18 protein-coding genes are annotated in these 16203 nt (G+C 77.5%); 8 read left to right on the top strand and 10 right to left on the bottom strand.

The genetic code is table 11. The features are described 5' to 3' along the window. Positions 1-605 precede the first annotated feature (605 nt). Together metF and GA0070214_RS23575 are read left to right on the top strand one after the other, a co-directional pair. Positions 606-1523 (top strand): methylenetetrahydrofolate reductase [NAD(P)H], encoded by a 918-nt coding sequence (metF, locus tag GA0070214_RS23580; protein ID WP_091268169.1) that lies wholly within the window; start codon positions 606-608, stop codon positions 1521-1523. A 44-nt stretch (positions 1524-1567) separates the two neighbouring features. Continuing rightward, positions 1568-2257 carry a CDP-alcohol phosphatidyltransferase family protein gene (locus GA0070214_RS23575; protein ID WP_091268167.1) on the top strand — a complete coding sequence of 230 codons (690 nt, stop codon included), beginning with the start codon at positions 1568-1570 and terminating at the stop codon, positions 2255-2257. 18 nt (positions 2258-2275) lie between these two features. Here GA0070214_RS23575 and GA0070214_RS23570 read toward each other — a convergent pair whose 3' ends face one another. The 7 genes from GA0070214_RS23570 to GA0070214_RS23540 are packed head-to-tail and all read right to left on the bottom strand — an operon-like array spanning position 2276 to position 8257. Next, the gene (locus GA0070214_RS23570; protein ID WP_091268164.1) at positions 2276-3763 is read right to left on the bottom strand and encodes a phytoene desaturase family protein; all 1488 of its coding nucleotides are present in this window, start codon (positions 3761-3763) and stop codon (positions 2276-2278) included. A gap of 11 nt (positions 3764-3774) precedes the next feature. After that, a complete protein-coding gene (locus GA0070214_RS23565; protein WP_091268161.1) occupies positions 3775-4899 on the bottom strand; it encodes a glycosyltransferase family 2 protein in 1125 nt (374 codons plus the stop codon). After that, a complete protein-coding gene (locus GA0070214_RS23560) occupies positions 4896-5708 on the bottom strand; it encodes a carotenoid biosynthesis protein (protein WP_091268158.1) in 813 nt (270 codons plus the stop codon). Before GA0070214_RS23560 ends, GA0070214_RS23565 begins: the two co-directional genes overlap by 4 nt. Continuing rightward, positions 5705-6271, bottom strand: a complete 567-nt coding sequence (locus tag GA0070214_RS23555) for a GNAT family N-acetyltransferase (protein ID WP_091268155.1) — start codon at positions 6269-6271, stop codon at positions 5705-5707. Before GA0070214_RS23555 ends, GA0070214_RS23560 begins: the two co-directional genes overlap by 4 nt. Continuing rightward, positions 6268-6999 (bottom strand): monooxygenase, encoded by a 732-nt coding sequence (locus GA0070214_RS23550; RefSeq protein ID WP_091268153.1) that lies wholly within the window; start codon positions 6997-6999, stop codon positions 6268-6270. The genes GA0070214_RS23555 and GA0070214_RS23550 overlap by 4 nt, the downstream gene beginning before the upstream one ends. Beyond that, complete coding sequence (locus GA0070214_RS23545; protein ID WP_091268150.1) at positions 6996-7484, bottom strand: YbaK/EbsC family protein; 489 nt, start codon at positions 7482-7484, stop codon at positions 6996-6998. The genes GA0070214_RS23550 and GA0070214_RS23545 overlap by 4 nt, the downstream gene beginning before the upstream one ends. Positions 7485-7489: 5 nt before the next feature. Then, positions 7490-8257 (bottom strand): TetR/AcrR family transcriptional regulator, encoded by a 768-nt coding sequence (locus GA0070214_RS23540; protein WP_244167816.1) that lies wholly within the window; start codon positions 8255-8257, stop codon positions 7490-7492. Between the two features lie 73 nt (positions 8258-8330). On the opposite strand from GA0070214_RS23540, the gene GA0070214_RS32580 reads away from it, so the two are divergent. Both GA0070214_RS32580 and GA0070214_RS32575 read left to right on the top strand, forming a co-directional pair. Continuing rightward, the gene (locus GA0070214_RS32580; protein WP_244167815.1) at positions 8331-9059 is read left to right on the top strand and encodes an FAD-dependent monooxygenase; all 729 of its coding nucleotides are present in this window, start codon (positions 8331-8333) and stop codon (positions 9057-9059) included. Next, a complete protein-coding gene (locus tag GA0070214_RS32575; protein ID WP_244167814.1) occupies positions 9056-9520 on the top strand; it encodes a Rossmann-fold NAD(P)-binding domain-containing protein in 465 nt (154 codons plus the stop codon). The genes GA0070214_RS32580 and GA0070214_RS32575 overlap by 4 nt, the downstream gene beginning before the upstream one ends. Here GA0070214_RS32575 and GA0070214_RS23530 read toward each other — a convergent pair. The 3 genes from GA0070214_RS23530 to GA0070214_RS23520 are packed head-to-tail and all read right to left on the bottom strand — an operon-like array spanning position 9502 to position 12250. Continuing rightward, complete coding sequence (locus GA0070214_RS23530) at positions 9502-10302, bottom strand: FAD:protein FMN transferase (RefSeq protein ID WP_167364325.1); 801 nt, start codon at positions 10300-10302, stop codon at positions 9502-9504. The two genes, GA0070214_RS32575 and GA0070214_RS23530, sit on opposite strands and share 19 nt — an antisense overlap. A gap of 8 nt (positions 10303-10310) precedes the next feature. Beyond that, entirely contained in the window at positions 10311-10823 is a 513-nt protein-coding gene (locus GA0070214_RS23525) for an FMN-binding protein (RefSeq protein ID WP_091268139.1), read from the bottom strand. A gap of 20 nt (positions 10824-10843) precedes the next feature. Next, positions 10844-12250: a ferredoxin reductase family protein gene (locus tag GA0070214_RS23520; protein ID WP_091268134.1), complete on the bottom strand. Its 1407-nt coding sequence runs from the start codon at positions 12248-12250 to the stop codon at positions 10844-10846. A gap of 480 nt (positions 12251-12730) precedes the next feature. On the opposite strand from GA0070214_RS23520, the gene GA0070214_RS23515 reads away from it, so the two are divergent. The 4 genes from GA0070214_RS23515 (at position 12731) to GA0070214_RS31575 (ending at position 16006) form a co-directional block, all read left to right on the top strand. Continuing rightward, a complete protein-coding gene (locus tag GA0070214_RS23515) occupies positions 12731-13234 on the top strand; it encodes an SAV_6107 family HEPN domain-containing protein (protein ID WP_091268132.1) in 504 nt (167 codons plus the stop codon). A gap of 167 nt (positions 13235-13401) precedes the next feature. Then, positions 13402-14130 (top strand): hypothetical protein, encoded by a 729-nt coding sequence (locus GA0070214_RS23510; protein WP_091268129.1) that lies wholly within the window; start codon positions 13402-13404, stop codon positions 14128-14130. Beyond that, positions 14127-15782: a DNA polymerase Y family protein gene (locus GA0070214_RS23505; protein ID WP_091268126.1), complete on the top strand. Its 1656-nt coding sequence runs from the start codon at positions 14127-14129 to the stop codon at positions 15780-15782. Before GA0070214_RS23510 ends, GA0070214_RS23505 begins: the two co-directional genes overlap by 4 nt. Before the next feature lie 23 nt (positions 15783-15805). Continuing rightward, on the top strand, positions 15806-16006 hold the full coding sequence (locus GA0070214_RS31575) for a hypothetical protein (protein WP_167364324.1): 201 nt from the start codon (positions 15806-15808) through the stop codon (positions 16004-16006). Positions 16007-16203 lie beyond the last annotated feature (197 nt).

Genomic DNA, 16203 nt, shown 5'->3' with positions numbered 1-16203 from the left:
GTGGGTGCGGGCCGCCGCGGGCGGTCCGGCACCGGGCCGGGCGGCCGGCTCGTGGCCGTGAGCGGGGCCGGCCGGGCGCGGGAGCCGGCCGGGTCGACGGCGGCCGGCGCCAGCCCGAGGCGGCGGCTGTGCGCGGCGGCCCCGGCGAGCAGCTCGCCCGGCACCCCGAGGACCACCGCCAGCCAGCCGCACCAGAAGTCGCCGGGGAGCCGGCGCTGCCGCTCCCACCGGGACACCTCGTGCCGGGTCAGGGTCGGCACGCCGGCGGCGGCGCACAGCTCGGCGGCGACCCGCTGCTGGCTCCAGCCGCGGGCGGCCCGCAGCTCGGCCAGGAGCGGCCCGAACGGGCGCGGCCCGGGTGGCGGGGACGGGGTCATCGGTCCTCCCGAGGCGACGGCGGGCGGCGGCGCGGACGCCCGGCGGTGCTCCGCCGGCGCGTCGCCGATCGTGGCGACCCCCGCGCGGCCCCCCCCCCGGGACCGGCCACCGGCCGGCACCACCGCGCTGCCCTCTTCCTACCCCCGGGATACGACGCTCCGCCGTGCTCGTGCTCGCGGGCTGGGAAGATCCTGGGTCGGCCCGGATCCGCCGGTTACAGTCGGTCCGTGGCGCTCGGTCTTCCCTCGGTCCTCCCCAACCCCCAGCCGGCCATCGGGGAGCTGATCCGCGACGCCCGGCCCACCTTCTCCTTCGAGTTCTTCCCGCCCAAGACACCGCAGGGTGAGCGCCTGCTCTGGCAGGCCATCCGTGAGCTGGAGTCGCTGCGCCCCTCGTTCGTCTCGATCACCTACGGCGCGGGCGGCTCGACCCGCGACACCACGGTCGCGGTGACCGAGCGGATCGCCACCGAGACGACCCTGCTCCCGATGGCGCACCTCACCGCGGTCGACCACTCGGTCGCCGAGCTGCGGCACGTCATCGGCCGGCTGGCCTCGGTGGGCGTGCGCAACGTGCTGGCCGTCCGCGGCGACCCGCCGGGCAACCCGGGCGGCGAGTGGATCAAGCACCCGGACGGCGTGCGGTACGCCGAGGAACTGGTCCGGCTGGTGCGGGACGCCGGGGACTTCAGCGTCGGCGTGGCCGCGTTCCCCTACAAGCACCCGCGCTCGCCCGACGTGGCCAGCGACACCGCGCACTTCGTCCGCAAGTGCCGGGCGGGGGCCGAGTTCGCGATCACCCAGATGTTCTTCGACGCCGACGACTACCTGCGGCTGCGTGACCGGGTGGCCGCCGCCGGCTGCGACACCCCGATCCTGGCCGGGGTGATGCCGGTGACCCAGCTCGGCACCATCGAGCGGTCCGTGCAGCTCTCCGGCGCGCCCTTCCCGCCGGCCCTCGCGGAGCGGTTCGCGGCCGTGGCCGACGACCCGGAGGCGGTCCGCCGCCTCGGCATCGAGCAGGCGAGCGAGATGTGCGCGAAGCTGCTGGACGAGGGGGTGCCGGGGATCCACTTCATCACCCTCAACCGGTCCACGGCCACCCGCGAGGTCTGGCAGCGCCTGCGCGCCGACGCGCGGGTGTGACCACCCCGCCCACGACACCCGCCCCGTCCTTCTACGGTTGATCCGTGGTGGGCACACAGCTGAACTGGGACCAGTACGCGACCGCGTGGGCGCGGCTGCACGGCGGCTTCGACCCCCGGGTGGCCGCGCCGGTGGTCCGCGCCTGGCTGCGCTTCGCCTACCACGTGGGCTACATCCTGGGCCGGCTGCGCATCGGCCCGACCCCGGTGACCGTGGTCGGCGTGCTGCTCTGCCTCTGCGTACCCCTGCTGGTGGGGCGGGCCGGCGACGGGCCGTTCCTGGGCGCGTTGTTCGTGCTGCTGGCGGCGGTGGCCGACAGCGTCGACGGCGCGGTGGCGGTGGCCACCAACCGCACCACCCGGCTCGGCTACGTCTACGACTCGGTGGCCGACCGGCTCGGCGAGGCCGCCTGGCTGGTCGCGTTCTGGCTGCTCGGCGCCCCCGGCGCGCTGGTCGCCGCGGCCGGGGGCCTGTCCTGGCTGCACGAGTACGTGCGGGCCCGGGCGGTCTCGGCCGGGATGCGGGAGATCGGGGCGGTGACCGTGGGGGAGCGGCCCACCCGGGTGTGCGTGGCCCTGGTCGGGCTGGTGGTCGCCGGGCTCACCGGGCTGATCGACGCCGACCTGACCGCCGGCACCATCACCATGGCCACCACGGTCTGGGTGCTGCTGGCCGGTTTCGGCCTCGGCCAGCTGCTCTCCGCCGTCCGCCGTGCCTTGATCGACGCCGACTGACCGCCGGCCGGCCGTGCCCTACCAGGCCGGGCCGATGGCGTCGGCGACGATCTCCGCCGACAGCGTCACCATGGGGAGGCCGCCGCCGGGGTGGCTGGAGCCGCCGACCAGCCAGAGCCCGGCCGCCGGGCCCCGGTTGGCCGGGCGGAGCAGCCCGCCCGCGGTGCCGTAGATGGCCCCGCCCGGCGCGCCCGTCGCCGCGTCCAGGTCGGCCGGGGTGCGGATCTCCCGGAACACCAGCCGGTCGCGCACGTCCACGCCCCGCTCCGCGAGCACGTCGAGGATCCGGTCGGCGTACGCCTCGGCCAGGCCCGGCCGCCGCCAGTCGACCGCGCCCGCGGCGGTGCCGTGGCGGGCCGCGTTGACCAGCACGAACCACGCCTCGTGCCCGGCCGGGCGGACCGCCGGGTCGTCGGCCACCGTGACGAAGACGGTCGGGTCGGGCGCGGGCCGGGCCCGGACGCCCCGCCCCGGGTCGCCGAAGACCGCGTCGAACTCGGCGTCGTGGTCGCGGGGGAAGAAGACGGTGTGGTGGGCCAGCCCGGAGTCGCCGCGGACGCCCAGCAGCAGCACGAAGCCGGCCAGGCTGCGGTCGGTGAGCGCGGCCAGCCGGCGCGGGGTGGGCAGCAGGTCCCGGTAGACGGTCAGCGCGTCGACGTTGGCCACCACCACGTCGGCGGGGACCGGGGCCGCCGCCCCGGCGACGCGTACGCCGTGCACCCGGCCGCCGGCCGCGTCGATGCGGGTCACCGTGGCGCCGGTGCGCACCACCACGCCGAGGTCCAGGCAGCGCGACAGCAGCGCGTCGGCCAGGGTGCCCAGCCCGCCGCGCAGGTACCAGCCGCCGTAGGCCAGTTCGGCGTAGGGGACGGCGACCAGCGCGGCCGGCGCCCGGCGCGGGTCGGCGCCCGTGTAGGTGGCGTAGCGGTCGAGCAGCATCCGCAGCCGCGGGTCGGACAGGTGCCGGCGGCCCAGCCCGCGCAGGCTGCGGCCGGGGCCGATGGCGGCGAGGTCGCCCAGCCGCCACGCCAGCGCGGCCAGGTCACGCGGGGAGTCGACGGTGCGGCGCAGCACGTCCCGGTGCGAGGCCGCCCACACCCGGCCGGCCCGCCGCCACAGCCGCTGCCAGTCGGCGGCGGCCCGGTCGCCGAACGCCGCGCCGACGCGGGCGGTGAACTCGGCCGGGTCGGCGCAGGAGTTCAGGGCGGGGCCGCCGCCGGGGAAGACGTGCCGGACGATCGGGTCCAGCGGCACCAGGTCCAGGTATTCGTCGAGCTTCGCGCCGGTCGCCTCGAACAGGTCGTGGAACACCTGCGGCAGGGTGACCAGGCTCGGCCCGGTGTCGAAGTGCCACGACCCCTCGGCGGTGTCGTGCCGGTGCCGGCCCAGCTTGCCGCCGACCGTGTCGGCGCGTTCGAGGACGGTGACCTCGTGCCCGGTGACCGCCAGCCGGGCGGCGGCGGCCAGCCCGCCCACGCCGGCGCCGATGACCACGATCCGCGCCATGCCGCCCCCTCCTAGCCGACCGGGCGACCCCGCCAGGTGAGCCGGCGTCGCCTCCGCAGATGGTACGACCGGAGGGTCAGCCAACCGAGGACCACGACCGACACGGGGTGTGCCAGCGCGTCGGGCCACGCCCGCCCGCCGGTGGCCCGGGCGCTGACCGCGCGACCGACCACCCCCAGCAGGTAGGCGACGAGCACCACCAACGACACCGGGCGAGCCGTCGGGGCGAGCCAGACCGCGATCAGCGGGGGCGCGGTGTAGAGCAGGAGCAGCAGGGTCACCACCGCCGCGGCGGCGGCCGGGTGCCCGAAGGAGGCCCAGAGCGACTTGCTGTAGCCGTCGCGCAGCTGCGGCCAGCTGTCGTACATCCGGCACGCGGCCAGCCGGGAGCCGTCGGCCAGGGCGATCCGGCCGCCGGACCGCTTCACGGCCCGGGCCAGCTCGATGTCCTCCAGCACCCGGTCGGCGACCGCCGCGTGCCCACCGGCCCGCAGGTAGCCCGCCCGGTCCACGACCAGGAACTGCCCGCCGGCCGCCGCGAGCGACGGCCGCGGCGAGCGTTCCATGGCGCGCAGCGGCAGGAAGGTCAGCCACAACCACTGCAGCAGCGGCTGCACCAGCCGGTCGGCCGCCGTCCGCACCAGGATCCGGGGGTACGGCGACAGCAACGTCGCGCCCGCCGCGTGCAGTTCGGTCACCGCCGCGGCGACCGCGTACGGGGTGAGGACCACGTCGGCGTCGACGAAGGCCAGCGCGGTGGGGGCCGGGTCGGTGCGGGTGGCGAGCTGCCAGCAGGCGTGCGGCTTGCCGAGCCAGCCCGGCGGCAGGGTGACCCCGGTGAGCAGGGTGACCCGGGGGTCGTCGCCGGCCACCGCGCGGACCACGTCGGCGGTGCCGTCGGTCGAGCCGTCGTCGAGCACCATGATCCGCAGCTCCGGCACGCCGCGCTGGGCGAGCAGCGCGCGCAGGCACGGGGTGACCCGGTCGGCCTCGTCGCGCAGCGGCAGCAGCACCGCCACGGCCTCGGTGACCTCGACCGGGCCGGCGCCGGGGCGGCGCAGCCAGGCGGTGGCGTTGACGACCGTGTGCGCGGTGAGCGCGGCTACCGCCGCGAGCAGGACGAGCGCGGGGATCATGCCGGCGCGTCGACGCGGGGGGCCGGTTCCGCCATGCCCGGACCGGCCCGGTGCCGGCGGGCGCGCAGCAGCGTCACCGCCAGCGGCACGGCGGCCACCGCCATCCCGGCCGCGCCCCAGGCCGCCGAGGCGGGCAGCCGGAGGAAGACCGCGTGTGCCAGCACGCTGGAGGCGTACGTCCACAGGTAGAGCCCGAACATGGGCGCGTCCCGGGCGCCGGTGCGGTCGACGGCCGGCCCGGCGAGCGGGCGCAGCGCGGCCGTCAGCAGCACCGCGAAGAGCAGCCAGCCGAGGTAGTTGCTGACCGGGATGCCGGGCAGGCCGGGCAGGGCCGGGGTGGCGTCCCGCCAGCGCCAGTAGCCCTCGGCCACCATCTGCGGGTCGAGGAAGAGGTCCCAGGCGGCCAGGCCGACCGCGGCCAGGGCGATCCGGGCGGGGCGGGAGCGGGTGAGCCGGACCGCGGTGAGCCAGGCCGGCCAGGCCATCCAGGTCCAGGCCAGCGGGATGACCAGCGGTACGCCGGCCAGCTTCGGGCCCAGCTCGCCGGAGTAGTCGTAGCTGCCGAACGGGAAGCCGGTGGCCACGCCGAGCGCCTCGATCGCGAAGCCGCCGCCGGTGGCCACGGCGACCAGCGCGAGCGCGGTGCGCGTACCCCGGGTGAGCAGGGCGTGCCCGACGGAGAGCAGCCAGCCGAGCCCGACGGTGGCCACGGTGAGGCCGGCGCGCGTCGTGCCCCCGGTGAGCGGGTAGCAGATCTGGGCCAGGACCAGGACGGCCAGCAGCGCCCAGGGCAGCCGGCCCCGGATCACGACGGGCCCGGGCCGGGGCCGGGGGGTGGCAGCGGCAGGTCCCGGCCGAGCACGCCGAACGGCCGCTCGTCGCCGGGGAAGTGGAAGTGGCGCAGGATGTCGACGAAGCCGAACCGGCGGTAGAGCCGCCAGGCCCGGGACGTCTGCTCGTCGGCCTCCGGCGTGGAGAGCAGGGTGGTGCTGCCCTCGGCCATGGTGAGCAGCGCGCGCAGCTGGCCGGCGCCGAGGCCGTGCCCCTGCGCGGGTGGGCGGACGTGCAGCTCGACCACCTCGAAGCAGTGGGTCAGCCAGCGCTGCCGGGCCTCGCCGTCCAGCGCCCGGTGCACCTGGTCGTGCCACCACTGGCCGGCGGCGCCGAGGTAGCCGTACCCGAAGCCGGCCAGGTGTCCCTCGGTGGTCAGGCTGGCGACGGCGCGGAAGCCGGGCCGGCGGACGTGGGTGGCGATGTAGCCGCGCCGGGCCTCCAGCAGGTCGGCGCGGTAGCCCATCGCCTCGCCGTAGACGGCCACCACGTCGTCCAGCCGCCGGACCAGATCGTCCGGTGTCCACCGCACCAACCTCATGCGTTCCCTCTCGCCGTTGCCGGGTCGCTCTCGGGGGCGACCCATCCCAGTACCGTCCGGTCGCCGACCACGTCGGCCACCGCGAACCGCGCGAACAGTTCCTCCGCGTACCACCCCTCGGTGGGGGTGCGGGTGATCGCGGCCCGGTGCTCCGGGTGACGGTACGCGAACGCAACGAGGTCCGTGGCGTCGCGCCACACGCTCACCGTGCCCTGCCAGCCCAGCGGCGCCTCGCCGACGCCGAACCGGGCGAGCAGCCCGGGCGCGGCGTGCAGGGCGGCGGCGACCGGCGGGACCGCCCGCCAGAAGGTGACCGCCCGGCGGGCCCGCAGCCGGGCCCGGGTCAGCGCCAGCACCGGCCCGGCGACCCGCCCGCCGGACGGCTCGCCGAACGGCCGGTGGCCGGACCACTCGCCCCGGCTGGTCAGCGGGCGCAGCTCCACCCGCACGCGGGCGCGGGCGAGCCGGGCCCAGGAGCGGCCGACCGGGGAGGCGTCGAAGGCGGCCGCCGCGGCGGGGGAGTCCCACACCACGAGGGCGGCCCACCGGGTCAGGTCGGCGTCACCGGGGCCGAAGCCGGTGCCGGTCCCGGTGCCGAGCAGCTTGGCGAACCGGACGCCGGGCAGCCGGCGCAGCCGCGCCGGGTGGGTCGCCATCCGGGCCAGCGCCCCGGGGACGGCCGTGCGGGGGATCCGCCACACGTGCAGCGTGACGAGGTCCGGAGTCACGCCACCTCGTGCGCGGTGCCCGAGGTGAGCCGCAGCAGCTCCGCGTGGGTGGTGGGGAAGACCGCCTGCGGCACCCCGCCGGCCGCCCACACCTCGCCGTACGCCGCCAGCGCGGTGTCCACGAGGGTGCGCAGCGGTTGCGGGTGGCCGACCGGGGCGACGCCGCCGATCACCTGCCCGGTGTGCCGCTTGACGAACTCGGGGGTGGCCCGGCGCAGGTGGGTGACCCCGAGGGACGCGGCCAGCCCCGCGGTGTCCACCCGGTGCGCGCCGGAGGTGAGCACCAGCAGGGGCGCGTCGTCGGCGTCGAAGACGAGCGAGTTGGCGATGGCGCCGACCTCGACGTCGAGGGCCGCGGCGGCCGCGGCGGCGGTGTGCACGGCCTCGGGCAGCAGGCGGACCTGGCTCGGGCCGCCGGAGCCGTCCCGCGCGCCCGCGTCGTCGAGCGCCCGCTGCACCGCCTGCACGTTCGGGTGTGGCTGCATGCCCCTCATTCTCCCCGGCCGCCCGGGCCCCGGTCGGCCGCCCCGCCCGAACGAGGGTCGGCGGTGCGGGCGGCGATCAGCGTGCCGATGCCGTCGAGGATCCGGGCCAGGCCGAAGTCGAGGGCCGCGTCGGCGGCCGCCGGGTCGATGCCGCGCAGGGCGGCGTCCAGCGCCGGGAACCGCTCCTCCCGGCCACGGACCAGGACGCCGAAGGCGGCCTCCCGGCTCCCGGCGGGCGCGCCCTGCGGCGTCGCGTGCTGGGCCAGGTTGCGAGCGTGCCCGACCAGGAGCACCGCGACGTCGAGCTGCTCGGCGCCGGTCAGCCCGGTGCCGGTGAGGGCGGCGACCACCGCTTCCACCCAGGCCAGCTCGTTCGGGCCGGGCAGCCGGGCGCCGACGGTCGCCGCCTGGGCCCACGGGTGCCGGCGGAACCGGTCGAACAGCTGCCGGGTCCAGTCGTCGAGCCGGGCGCGCCAGTCGGCCCCGGCCGGTGGTGGGGGCGGCTCACCGATCGCGTCCTCCAGCATCAGCGCCACGAGTTCGGCGCGGCCGGGCACGTACCGGTAGAGCGCCATCTTGGTGACGTCCAGCGACTCGGCGACCCGCTGCATGGTCAGCCCTTCGAGGCCGTCGGCGTCGGCGATGGCGATGCCCGCGCGGGCGATCGCGGCCAGCGTGAGGGTGGGGCGGGGCCCCCGCCGGGGTCCGGCCGGGGTGCCCCACAGCAGCTCGAACAGCCGGCGTTTGTCGACGCCACCGGTCTCCACGGTCACCCCTTGTCCTCGGCTCGAAACTGTGTCTAGAGTACTCTGTATCCAAGGGACACAGTTTAGAACGGGGAACGACATGCCTACTCCTCTCCGCGGTCTCCGCGTGCTCGTCTCCGGCGCCGGGGTGGCCGGTCCGGCGGTGGCCTGGTGGCTGGCCCGGCACGGCGCCGAGGTCACCGTCGTGGAGGCCGCGCCCGCGCTGCGGACCAGCGGCTTCGCGGTCGACTTCCGCGGCCCCACCCACCTGGGCGTGCTCGCCGCCATGGGCGTGCTCGACGAGTTGCGCGCGGTGCAGACCCACGCGGGCGCCATGAGCCGGGTGGACGAGCACGACCGGGAGATCTTCCGGCTGCCGGCCGAGTTCGCCGGCGGCGAGCTGGAGGTCCTCCGCCGGGACCTGTCCCGGATCCTCTACGAGCACGGCGCCGACCGGGTCGGGTACGTCTTCGGCGACCGGATCACCGCGCTCACCGAGACCGCCGACGGGATGCGGGTCGACCTGGCCCGGGGCGCCTCCCGCGCCGTCGACCTGGTGATCGGCGCGGACGGGCTGCACTCCGGCGTGCGCCGGCTGGCGTTCGGGCCCGAGTCGGCGTACGTCACCCACCTCGGCTACCACCTGGCCGGCTGGGACCTGCCCAACGACGGCGGCTTCGACGCCGTCCCGCGGCAGTACAACGTGCCCGGCCGGATGGCCAGCGTGGCCGCCGATCAGCGCGACCCGGCCCGGGCGGGCGCCCTCGTCGTGTTCGCCTCGCCCCGCAGGACCACGACCGGCTCGACCTCGACCGGCAGAAGGCGTTGATCGCCGACGCCTTCGCGGGGCTGGGCTGGCACGTGCCCCGGCTGCTGGCCGGCCTGCGCGCCGCGCCCGAGCTCTACTTCGACGCGATCGCCCGGGCCGGCGTGCCCTGCTGGCACGCCGGCCGGGCCGTGCTGCTCGGCGACGCGGCCTGGGGGGTGACCCTCGGCGGGATGGGGGTCGGCACCGGCCTGGTCGGGGCGTACGTGCTCGCCGGCGAGCTGGCCCTGGCCGGCGGCGACCACCGGGTGGCGCTGCCCGCCTACGAGCGGCGGATGCGGGCGTACGCCGGCCGCTGGCAGCGCGGCGCCAGCCCCGGCCGCTTCCTCGCCCCGGCCAGCGGCTGGGGGCTGTGGCTGCGCGACCGGCTGCTCGCCACCCGCCCGGTCCAGTCGCTGCTGGTGCGCGGCACCGGCTCGCTGGCCACCGAGGCCGATCTGCCCGACTACGCGGCGCGGGTCTGAGTCGCCGGCCGGGAGCCGGGCCAGTTCGGCGTGGCCCGGACCCCGCCGGCGGCGTCCACGAGCAGGGCCGCGTACCCGTCCAGGGTGGCCAGCCAGTCGAGCGCGTCCGCGCCGCGGGCGACGGCCGCGGTGGCGTACACGTCGGCCCAGAGCAGTTCGGGGCCGACCACGGTGACCGACCGGACGGCCCGGGCCGGCCGCCCGGCGCGCGGGTCGGTGATGTGGGCGCCGCGCCGCGCGGTGCCGGACGTGGCGACCGCGCCGTGCGCGCGGGCGACCACGTCGAGCAGCCGCTCGGGGCGGTCCGGGTCCTCGATCCCGACCCGCCAGGCCGGCCGGCCCGGCGCGGTGCGCAGCAGCACGTCCCCGCCGGCGTTGAGGCACAGGTCGTGGCCGGGCAGCACCAGCCGGCGCGCCGCCCGCTCCACCGCCCATCCCTTGACCAGGCCGGACGGGTCGAATCCGGTGCCCCCGCCGGGCAGCGGCAGCCGCCGGGCGTCGAACCACCCGCCGGTGCGGACGCGGGCCTCCTCGCAGCGCTCGACCACCTCGCGCACCAGCGGATCCGCGGTGGTCGGGTCGGGCACCGCCCCGCCGAGCCGGCTCAGCACGCTGTCCGGCCGGTACGTGCTGAACGTCGCGTCCACCTCGCGCAGCTCGGCGAAGACCCGCGCCACCCGCTCGGCCACCGCGTCGGTGCGCACCTCCGGGCCGCGCAGGTGCACGCTGACCGGCAGCCCCATCACCTGCGCCACCCAGGCGCGCCGGTCCGGTTCGGTCACGGTCCCGCTCATCCCAGGTGCGCCGCGTCGATGGCGGACTGGAGGGACTCGCGGTATCCGTCGCTGGTGACGGTGGCCCCGGAGACGGTGTCGATCCGCGCGCTCTGCGCCGCGAGGGCCTCCTGCCGCAGGATCGGCACCGCGTAGTCGTTGATCTCCTGGTCCCGGTGGTTGCCGTCCGGCACCTGGAGCACGGCGACATCGGTGATCTTCCCGCCGGAGACGGTGATCCGCACCTGCACCGGCCCCCACCGGGTCTGCGCCACCGACCCGGTGGCGGTGCCGTCGCCGCCGCTGCCGGTGCTGCCGGTGCTGCCGGTGCCGCCGGTGCTGCTGTCGCCGCCGGTCGAGGGGCCCGAGCCGGTGCCGCCGTCCGTGCCGCTCCAGGAGCTGCCGGCGCGGTCGGTGCCCGAGGCGACCGCGCTGCTCTCCCCGCCCGCGCCCATGGTGCTGGTCTTGTAGCTGAACAGCAGCACCAGTGCGGCCACCGTCGAGAGCAACCAGATGGTGATCCGTCGCATGGATCGTCCTTTCCTGCCGGTCACCAGGCGAAGCGTTCCTGGTGGACGTGCGCGTCGGGGACCCCCGCCGCGCGGGTCGCGGCGCGGGCGGCGTCGACCCAGCCGTCCGGTCCGCAGAGGAAGACGTCGTGGCCGGCGATGCCGGGGGAGAGCCGGCGCAGCGCCTCCGCGTCGGGAAGCCCCTCGGCGTAGGCCGGCAGCCAGGACGGGCGCGTCGCGCGGGGGCCGACCAGGTGGTGCACGACCAGCCCGCGCTCGGCGGCGAGCCGGTCCAGCTCCGCCCGGAAGGCGAGGTCGTCAGGGGTACGCGCGCGGTGGAGCAGCACGGCCTGGCCCGGCGCGTACGGCAGTTCCCAGAGCAGCGCCAGCAGCGGGGTGATGCCGACCCCGCAGGCCAGCATGGTGATCCCGCCGCCGCGCCAGTGCTCCCCGGTGAGCCGCCCGTACGGCCCCTCGACGAGCACCCGCGTGCCGGGGCGCAGGGCGGCCACCCGGGCGCTGCCGTCGCCCAGGTCCTTGACCGTGATCCGCATGAGGTCGCCGTTCGGCGGCGCGGACAGCGAGTACGGGTGGGCCCGGGACCAGCCGGGACCGTCCAGGAACCGCCAGAGCAGGAACTGCCCGGCCCGGACGGGCAGCCGGTGCAGGTCGCGCCCGCGCAGCCAGACCGAGGTGATCCCGGGCGCCTCGGGCACCACGGCGGCCACCTCGATGCGGTGCCGCAGCGAGCGCCAGGCGGGCAGCCCGAGCCGCCAGACCAGCACGCTGGCCAGGGCCAGCAGGTAGACGGTCCACCAGTAGGCGCGGGCGAGCGGCGAGGCGACGAAGTCCGCGCCGGTCCAGAGCTGGTGCGGCAGCGCCAGCGCGACACCCAGGTACGCGTACAGGTGCAGCAGGTGCCAGGACTCGTAGCGCAGCCGGCGCCGGGCCGCGCGGACCGAGGTCACCACCACCAGCACGAGCAGGGCCAGCGCCGCGGTGGCCAGCAGCATCCCCGGGTACGTGACGACCAGGTCCCAGGTCTCGGCGAGCACCCCCCGGCGGGCGGTGCCGGCGTACCCGAGGACGGTCAGCAGCACGTGCGCCAGGAGCAGGTGGAACGAGGTGAAGCCGGTGAGCCGGTGCCAGCGGGCGATCCGGTCCTGGCCGAAGCGCCGCTCGATCAGCGGCACCCGGGCCATGAGCACCACCTGGACGAGCATCAGGTCGGCGCTGACCAGGCCGGCGAGCCGGCCGAGCGAGGTGAGGCCGGTGGCCCCGCCGCCCAGCAGCTCCTGCACGCCGCGGTCGGCGGTCCAGAGCGCGGTGACCACCAGCAGGCTGAGCACCGCGGCGCCGCCGGCCACGTCGGCCCACCAGGTGGGTGCCGCCGGCAGGGCCCGGCGCGGGATCCGCCGGCCGGCGACGGCGGTATGGCTGACGTTCATGTCGTCAACCCTGGGGCCCGGAGTTCGGCGGCTCCTTTGTCGATGCTGTGCGCGCCCTGAGAGTTGACCGGCCGGCGTTCGGCACGCCGGTACGTCACACGTTGCATTTTCGTCGGAGGGGAGGTGTACTGTCAGAGCAGTTAGAACGAGTGTTCGATTCAGTCGTACGCTCGTTCCAACGTCCGGGAGCGGTGTTTCGCGGCTCCGGCTCCCGGGAGGTGCGGTTCCGCGGACCGCACCGGGCTCCGGACAGTCGCGAGTCCGGACCCGTCGAGGCAGGATCGTCGCCCGCCGCCCACGACCCCCGGGCGGCGGGCGACGGACCCGCCGGTACGCCGGCCGGGTGTGGTGTGGGGAAGCGTCCACACCCGGCCGGCCCCCACCTGGTGCGTCTTCCTCCGCACCGCCCGTTCCGGGCGTCCCGGGCGACGGCTCCCCGTCGCGCGGCCGCCCCGCCCCGGCCCACGCGGAGGAGAGACCATGTCGACCAGTCCGGCCCAGGCGCCCACGGTGCCCGCGCACGTGCTGCCGCACCGCACCCCCGCCCAACTGCTCGTGGTGGCCCGCCACGGGCTGGCCGAGGCCGCCCGGACCCGCCCCGACGGCCTCCGGTACGCCGCCGCCCACCTGGCCGCGCTGCGCGCCGCCGCCGCCCTGCTCGCCGCCCGCGCCCGCCCCGCACCCACCCGGCGCAACCGGATCACCAGCGTCTGGGTGCTGCTCGCCGCCGTCGCCCCCGAGCTGGACGAGTGGGCCGCCTACTTCGCCGCCGGTGCCAGCAAGCGGGCCGCCGCCGAGGCGGGCATCCCCCGGGTGGTCACCGCCCGGGAGGCCGACGACCTGCTCCGCGCCGCCGAGGAGTTCGTGACCGTGGTGGAGACCGCGCTCGGCCTGGCCCACCAACCGGCGCTCGACGGGCTGCACGGGCCACTCCGGCTGGGCGGGTCCGACGCCGCGCCGCGACCCGGAGCAGCCGCCGCCTGAGTCGTGGCGCCCGGCCACCACCGGCGGGACCCCGGGTGGCCGGGCGCCACTCCCGGCCCCGGCGGGCACACCGCCCGCCGGGCCGCCGAGCGCGTCCCGCACGCACGATCCACAGCACCATCCACGGGCCGGCGCCCGTGGTGAACACACGACAGGGGGTTGGTCCGATGGCGGGCCGCATGGTGGTCGGTTCCGCCGCCCTGGCCGAACTGGTCCGCCCGGCCAGCGCGCCCGACCCGGCGGGTGGCCACCGGGTGCTCCCCGTCCGGCCCGAGCTGACCGGGCTGCTGCCCAACCGCGGGCTGCGGCGCGGCAGCACCATCGCGGTCGGCGCCGGCCAGCCCCGGCGCAGCGGCGCCACCTCCCTGATCCTCGCCCTGCTCGCCGAGGCGTCCCGGGCCGGCTCGTGGTGCGCCGTGGTCGGCGTGCCCACCTTCGGTGCGGGCGCGGCGGCCGAGGCCGGGATCGCCCTGGACCGGCTCGCCCTGGTGCCGAACCCCGGGCCGGAGTGGCCCACCGTCGTCGCCGCGCTCATCGACGGGGTCGACGTGGTGGTCACCGCCGTGCCGGCCACGGTCTCCGCCTCGGTCGCCACCCGGCTGGCCGCCCGGGCCCGGCAGCGCGGCAGCGTGCTCGTCCCGTACGGGCGGTGGGACGGCGCGGACGTGACGCTCCAGGTGGTCCGCGGGGTCTGGGAGGGGCTCGGGGCGGGCCGGGGCCGGCTGCGCCGCCGGGAGGTGACCGTCTCGGCCCGCGGCCGGGGCGCGGCCGCCCGCCCCAAGGAGATCAAGGTCTGGCTGCCCGGCGACGAGCTGACCCGGGTGATCCCCCGGTCGACCGGTGCCGGCGCCGTCCGCGCCGCCGTCCGCCGGCTCACCGTGGTCGGGTCGGCATGAGCGGTGCGCCGGCGCGGACCCTGCTGCTCTGGTGCCCGGACTGGCCGGTCCTCGCCGCCGAGATCGTCGACGGGGTGCCGGCCACCGACCCGGTCGTGGTGCTGCACGCCAACCGGGTGGTCGCCTGCTCCGAGCGGGCCCGCGCCGAGGGCGTCCGCCGGGGCCTGCGCCGGCGGGAGGCGCAGGGGCGCTGCCCCCAGCTCACCGTCGTCGACCACGACCCCGCCCGGGACGCCCGGGCGTTCGAACCGGTGGTGGCCGCCGTCGAGGAGGTGGTCGCCGGCGTCGAGGTGATCCGTCCCGGGGCCTGCGCGCTGGCCGCCCGGGGGCCCAGCCGCTACCTCGGCGGCGAGGAGGCGGCGGCCGAGCGGATCGTCGAGCACGTCGCGCAGACCTGCGCGGTGGAGAGCCAGGTCGGCATCGCCGACGGGGTCTTCGCCGCCGGGCTGGCCGCCCGGGACGGGCGGATCGTGCCTCCCGGCGGGACCCCGGAGTTCCTGGCCGGCCTGCCCGTCGAGGCGCTCGGCCGGCCCACCCTGACCGACCTGCTGCGCCGGCTGGGCGTACGCACCCTCGGCGACTTCGCGGCGCTGCCCCCCGGCGACGTGCTGGCCCGGTTCGGCTTCGACGGGGCGCTGGCCCACCGGCTCGCCGCCGGCCGGGACCACCGGCCGCTCGCGGTCCGGCAGCCGCCCGCCGACCTGACCGTCACCGCCGACCACGACGAGCCGATCGACCGGGTCGACGCCGCGGCGTTCGCCGCCCGCACGCTGGCCGAGCAGTTGCACGAGCGGCTCGCCGCCCACGGGCTGGCGTGCACCCGGCTCGGCATCGAGGCGGTCACCGCGCACGGCCAGGAGCTGCACCGGGTCTGGCGGCACGACGGCCTGCTCACCGCCGCGGCCATCGCCGACCGGGTCCGCTGGCAGCTCGACGGCTGGCTCTCCGGCAGCAACGGCCGGGGCGGCGCCCGCCCGGCCCGCCCCACCGCCGGGATCATCCGGCTGCGGCTGGTGCCGGACGGCGTGCTCGCCCAGGCCGGCCTGCAACCCGGCCTGTGGGGGGAGACCGGCGAGGAGCGGGAGCGGGCACACCGCGCGTTGAGCCGGGTGCAGGGCATCCTCGGCCCCGAGGCGGTCGTCACCGCCGTGCTCGGCGGCGGGCGCTCCCCGGCCGACCAGGTGCGCCTGGTCCCGTGGGGCGACGAGCGCCTGCCCACCCGTCCCGGCCCGCCACCCCTGCCGGCCGCCGAGCCCCCGCCGCCCGCTGCCGCACCGGAACGGGCCGTGTCCACCCGTTCCCGGGCGGCGGCGTCGACGCCGGTGCCGCCGTGGCCGGGGCGGATCCCGCCGCCCGCACCCGCCGTGGTGCTGCCCACCCCGCTGCCCGCCGCCGTGCACGACGCCGCCGGTGAGCCGGTCGTGGTCAGCGCCCGGCTGGCGGTCAGCGCCGCGCCGGCCCGGCTGACCGTCGGCGCCGGCCGGCCGGCCGACATTGCCGGGTGGGCCGGCCCGTGGCCGGTGGACGAGCGCTGGTGGGCGCCGGCCGAGGCTCGCCGCCGGGCCCGGTTCCAGGTCTGCCTGGCCGACGGGGCCGCCCTGCTGCTCGCCGTCGAGGGCGGCCAGTGGCTGGTGGAGGCGATCTATGACTGAGCGGCGTGCCTGGGCCATGGGCCGTGCCCCAGCCACGCGCCCTGCTCTGGCCACGCGCCCTGCTCTGGCCACGCGCCCTGCTCTGGCCACGCGCCCTGCTCCGGCCACGCGCCCTGCTCTGGTCATGCGCCCTGCTCTGGCTGCGGACCGTGCCCCGGCCGCGCGGCACGCCGACCTGCCACCCCGGCTTCCCCCCGTCGGAGGCTACGAACTTGATGACGTGAACGGATCGCCATCCGCGCCTGCGCCTGCTTCCGCGCCTGCGCCTGCTTCCGCGCCCGCGCCTGCTTCCGCGTCCGCGCCTGCTTCCGCGCTCGCGCCCGCGCCCGCTCCCGTGATTCATTCGCATCATCAAGTTCGTAGTCGGCCAAGGGTCATCCGCCTCCTGGCAGGGGCGGAATCAGATCTTGGAGGAATTCGG

The organism is Micromonospora chaiyaphumensis (genome assembly GCF_900091435.1).
GTDB classification, from domain to species: Bacteria; Actinomycetota; Actinomycetes; order Mycobacteriales; family Micromonosporaceae; genus Micromonospora; species Micromonospora chaiyaphumensis.
Note: the sequence above shows the minus strand (reverse complement) of the source record. Positions and strands in the feature narration are given on the sequence as shown.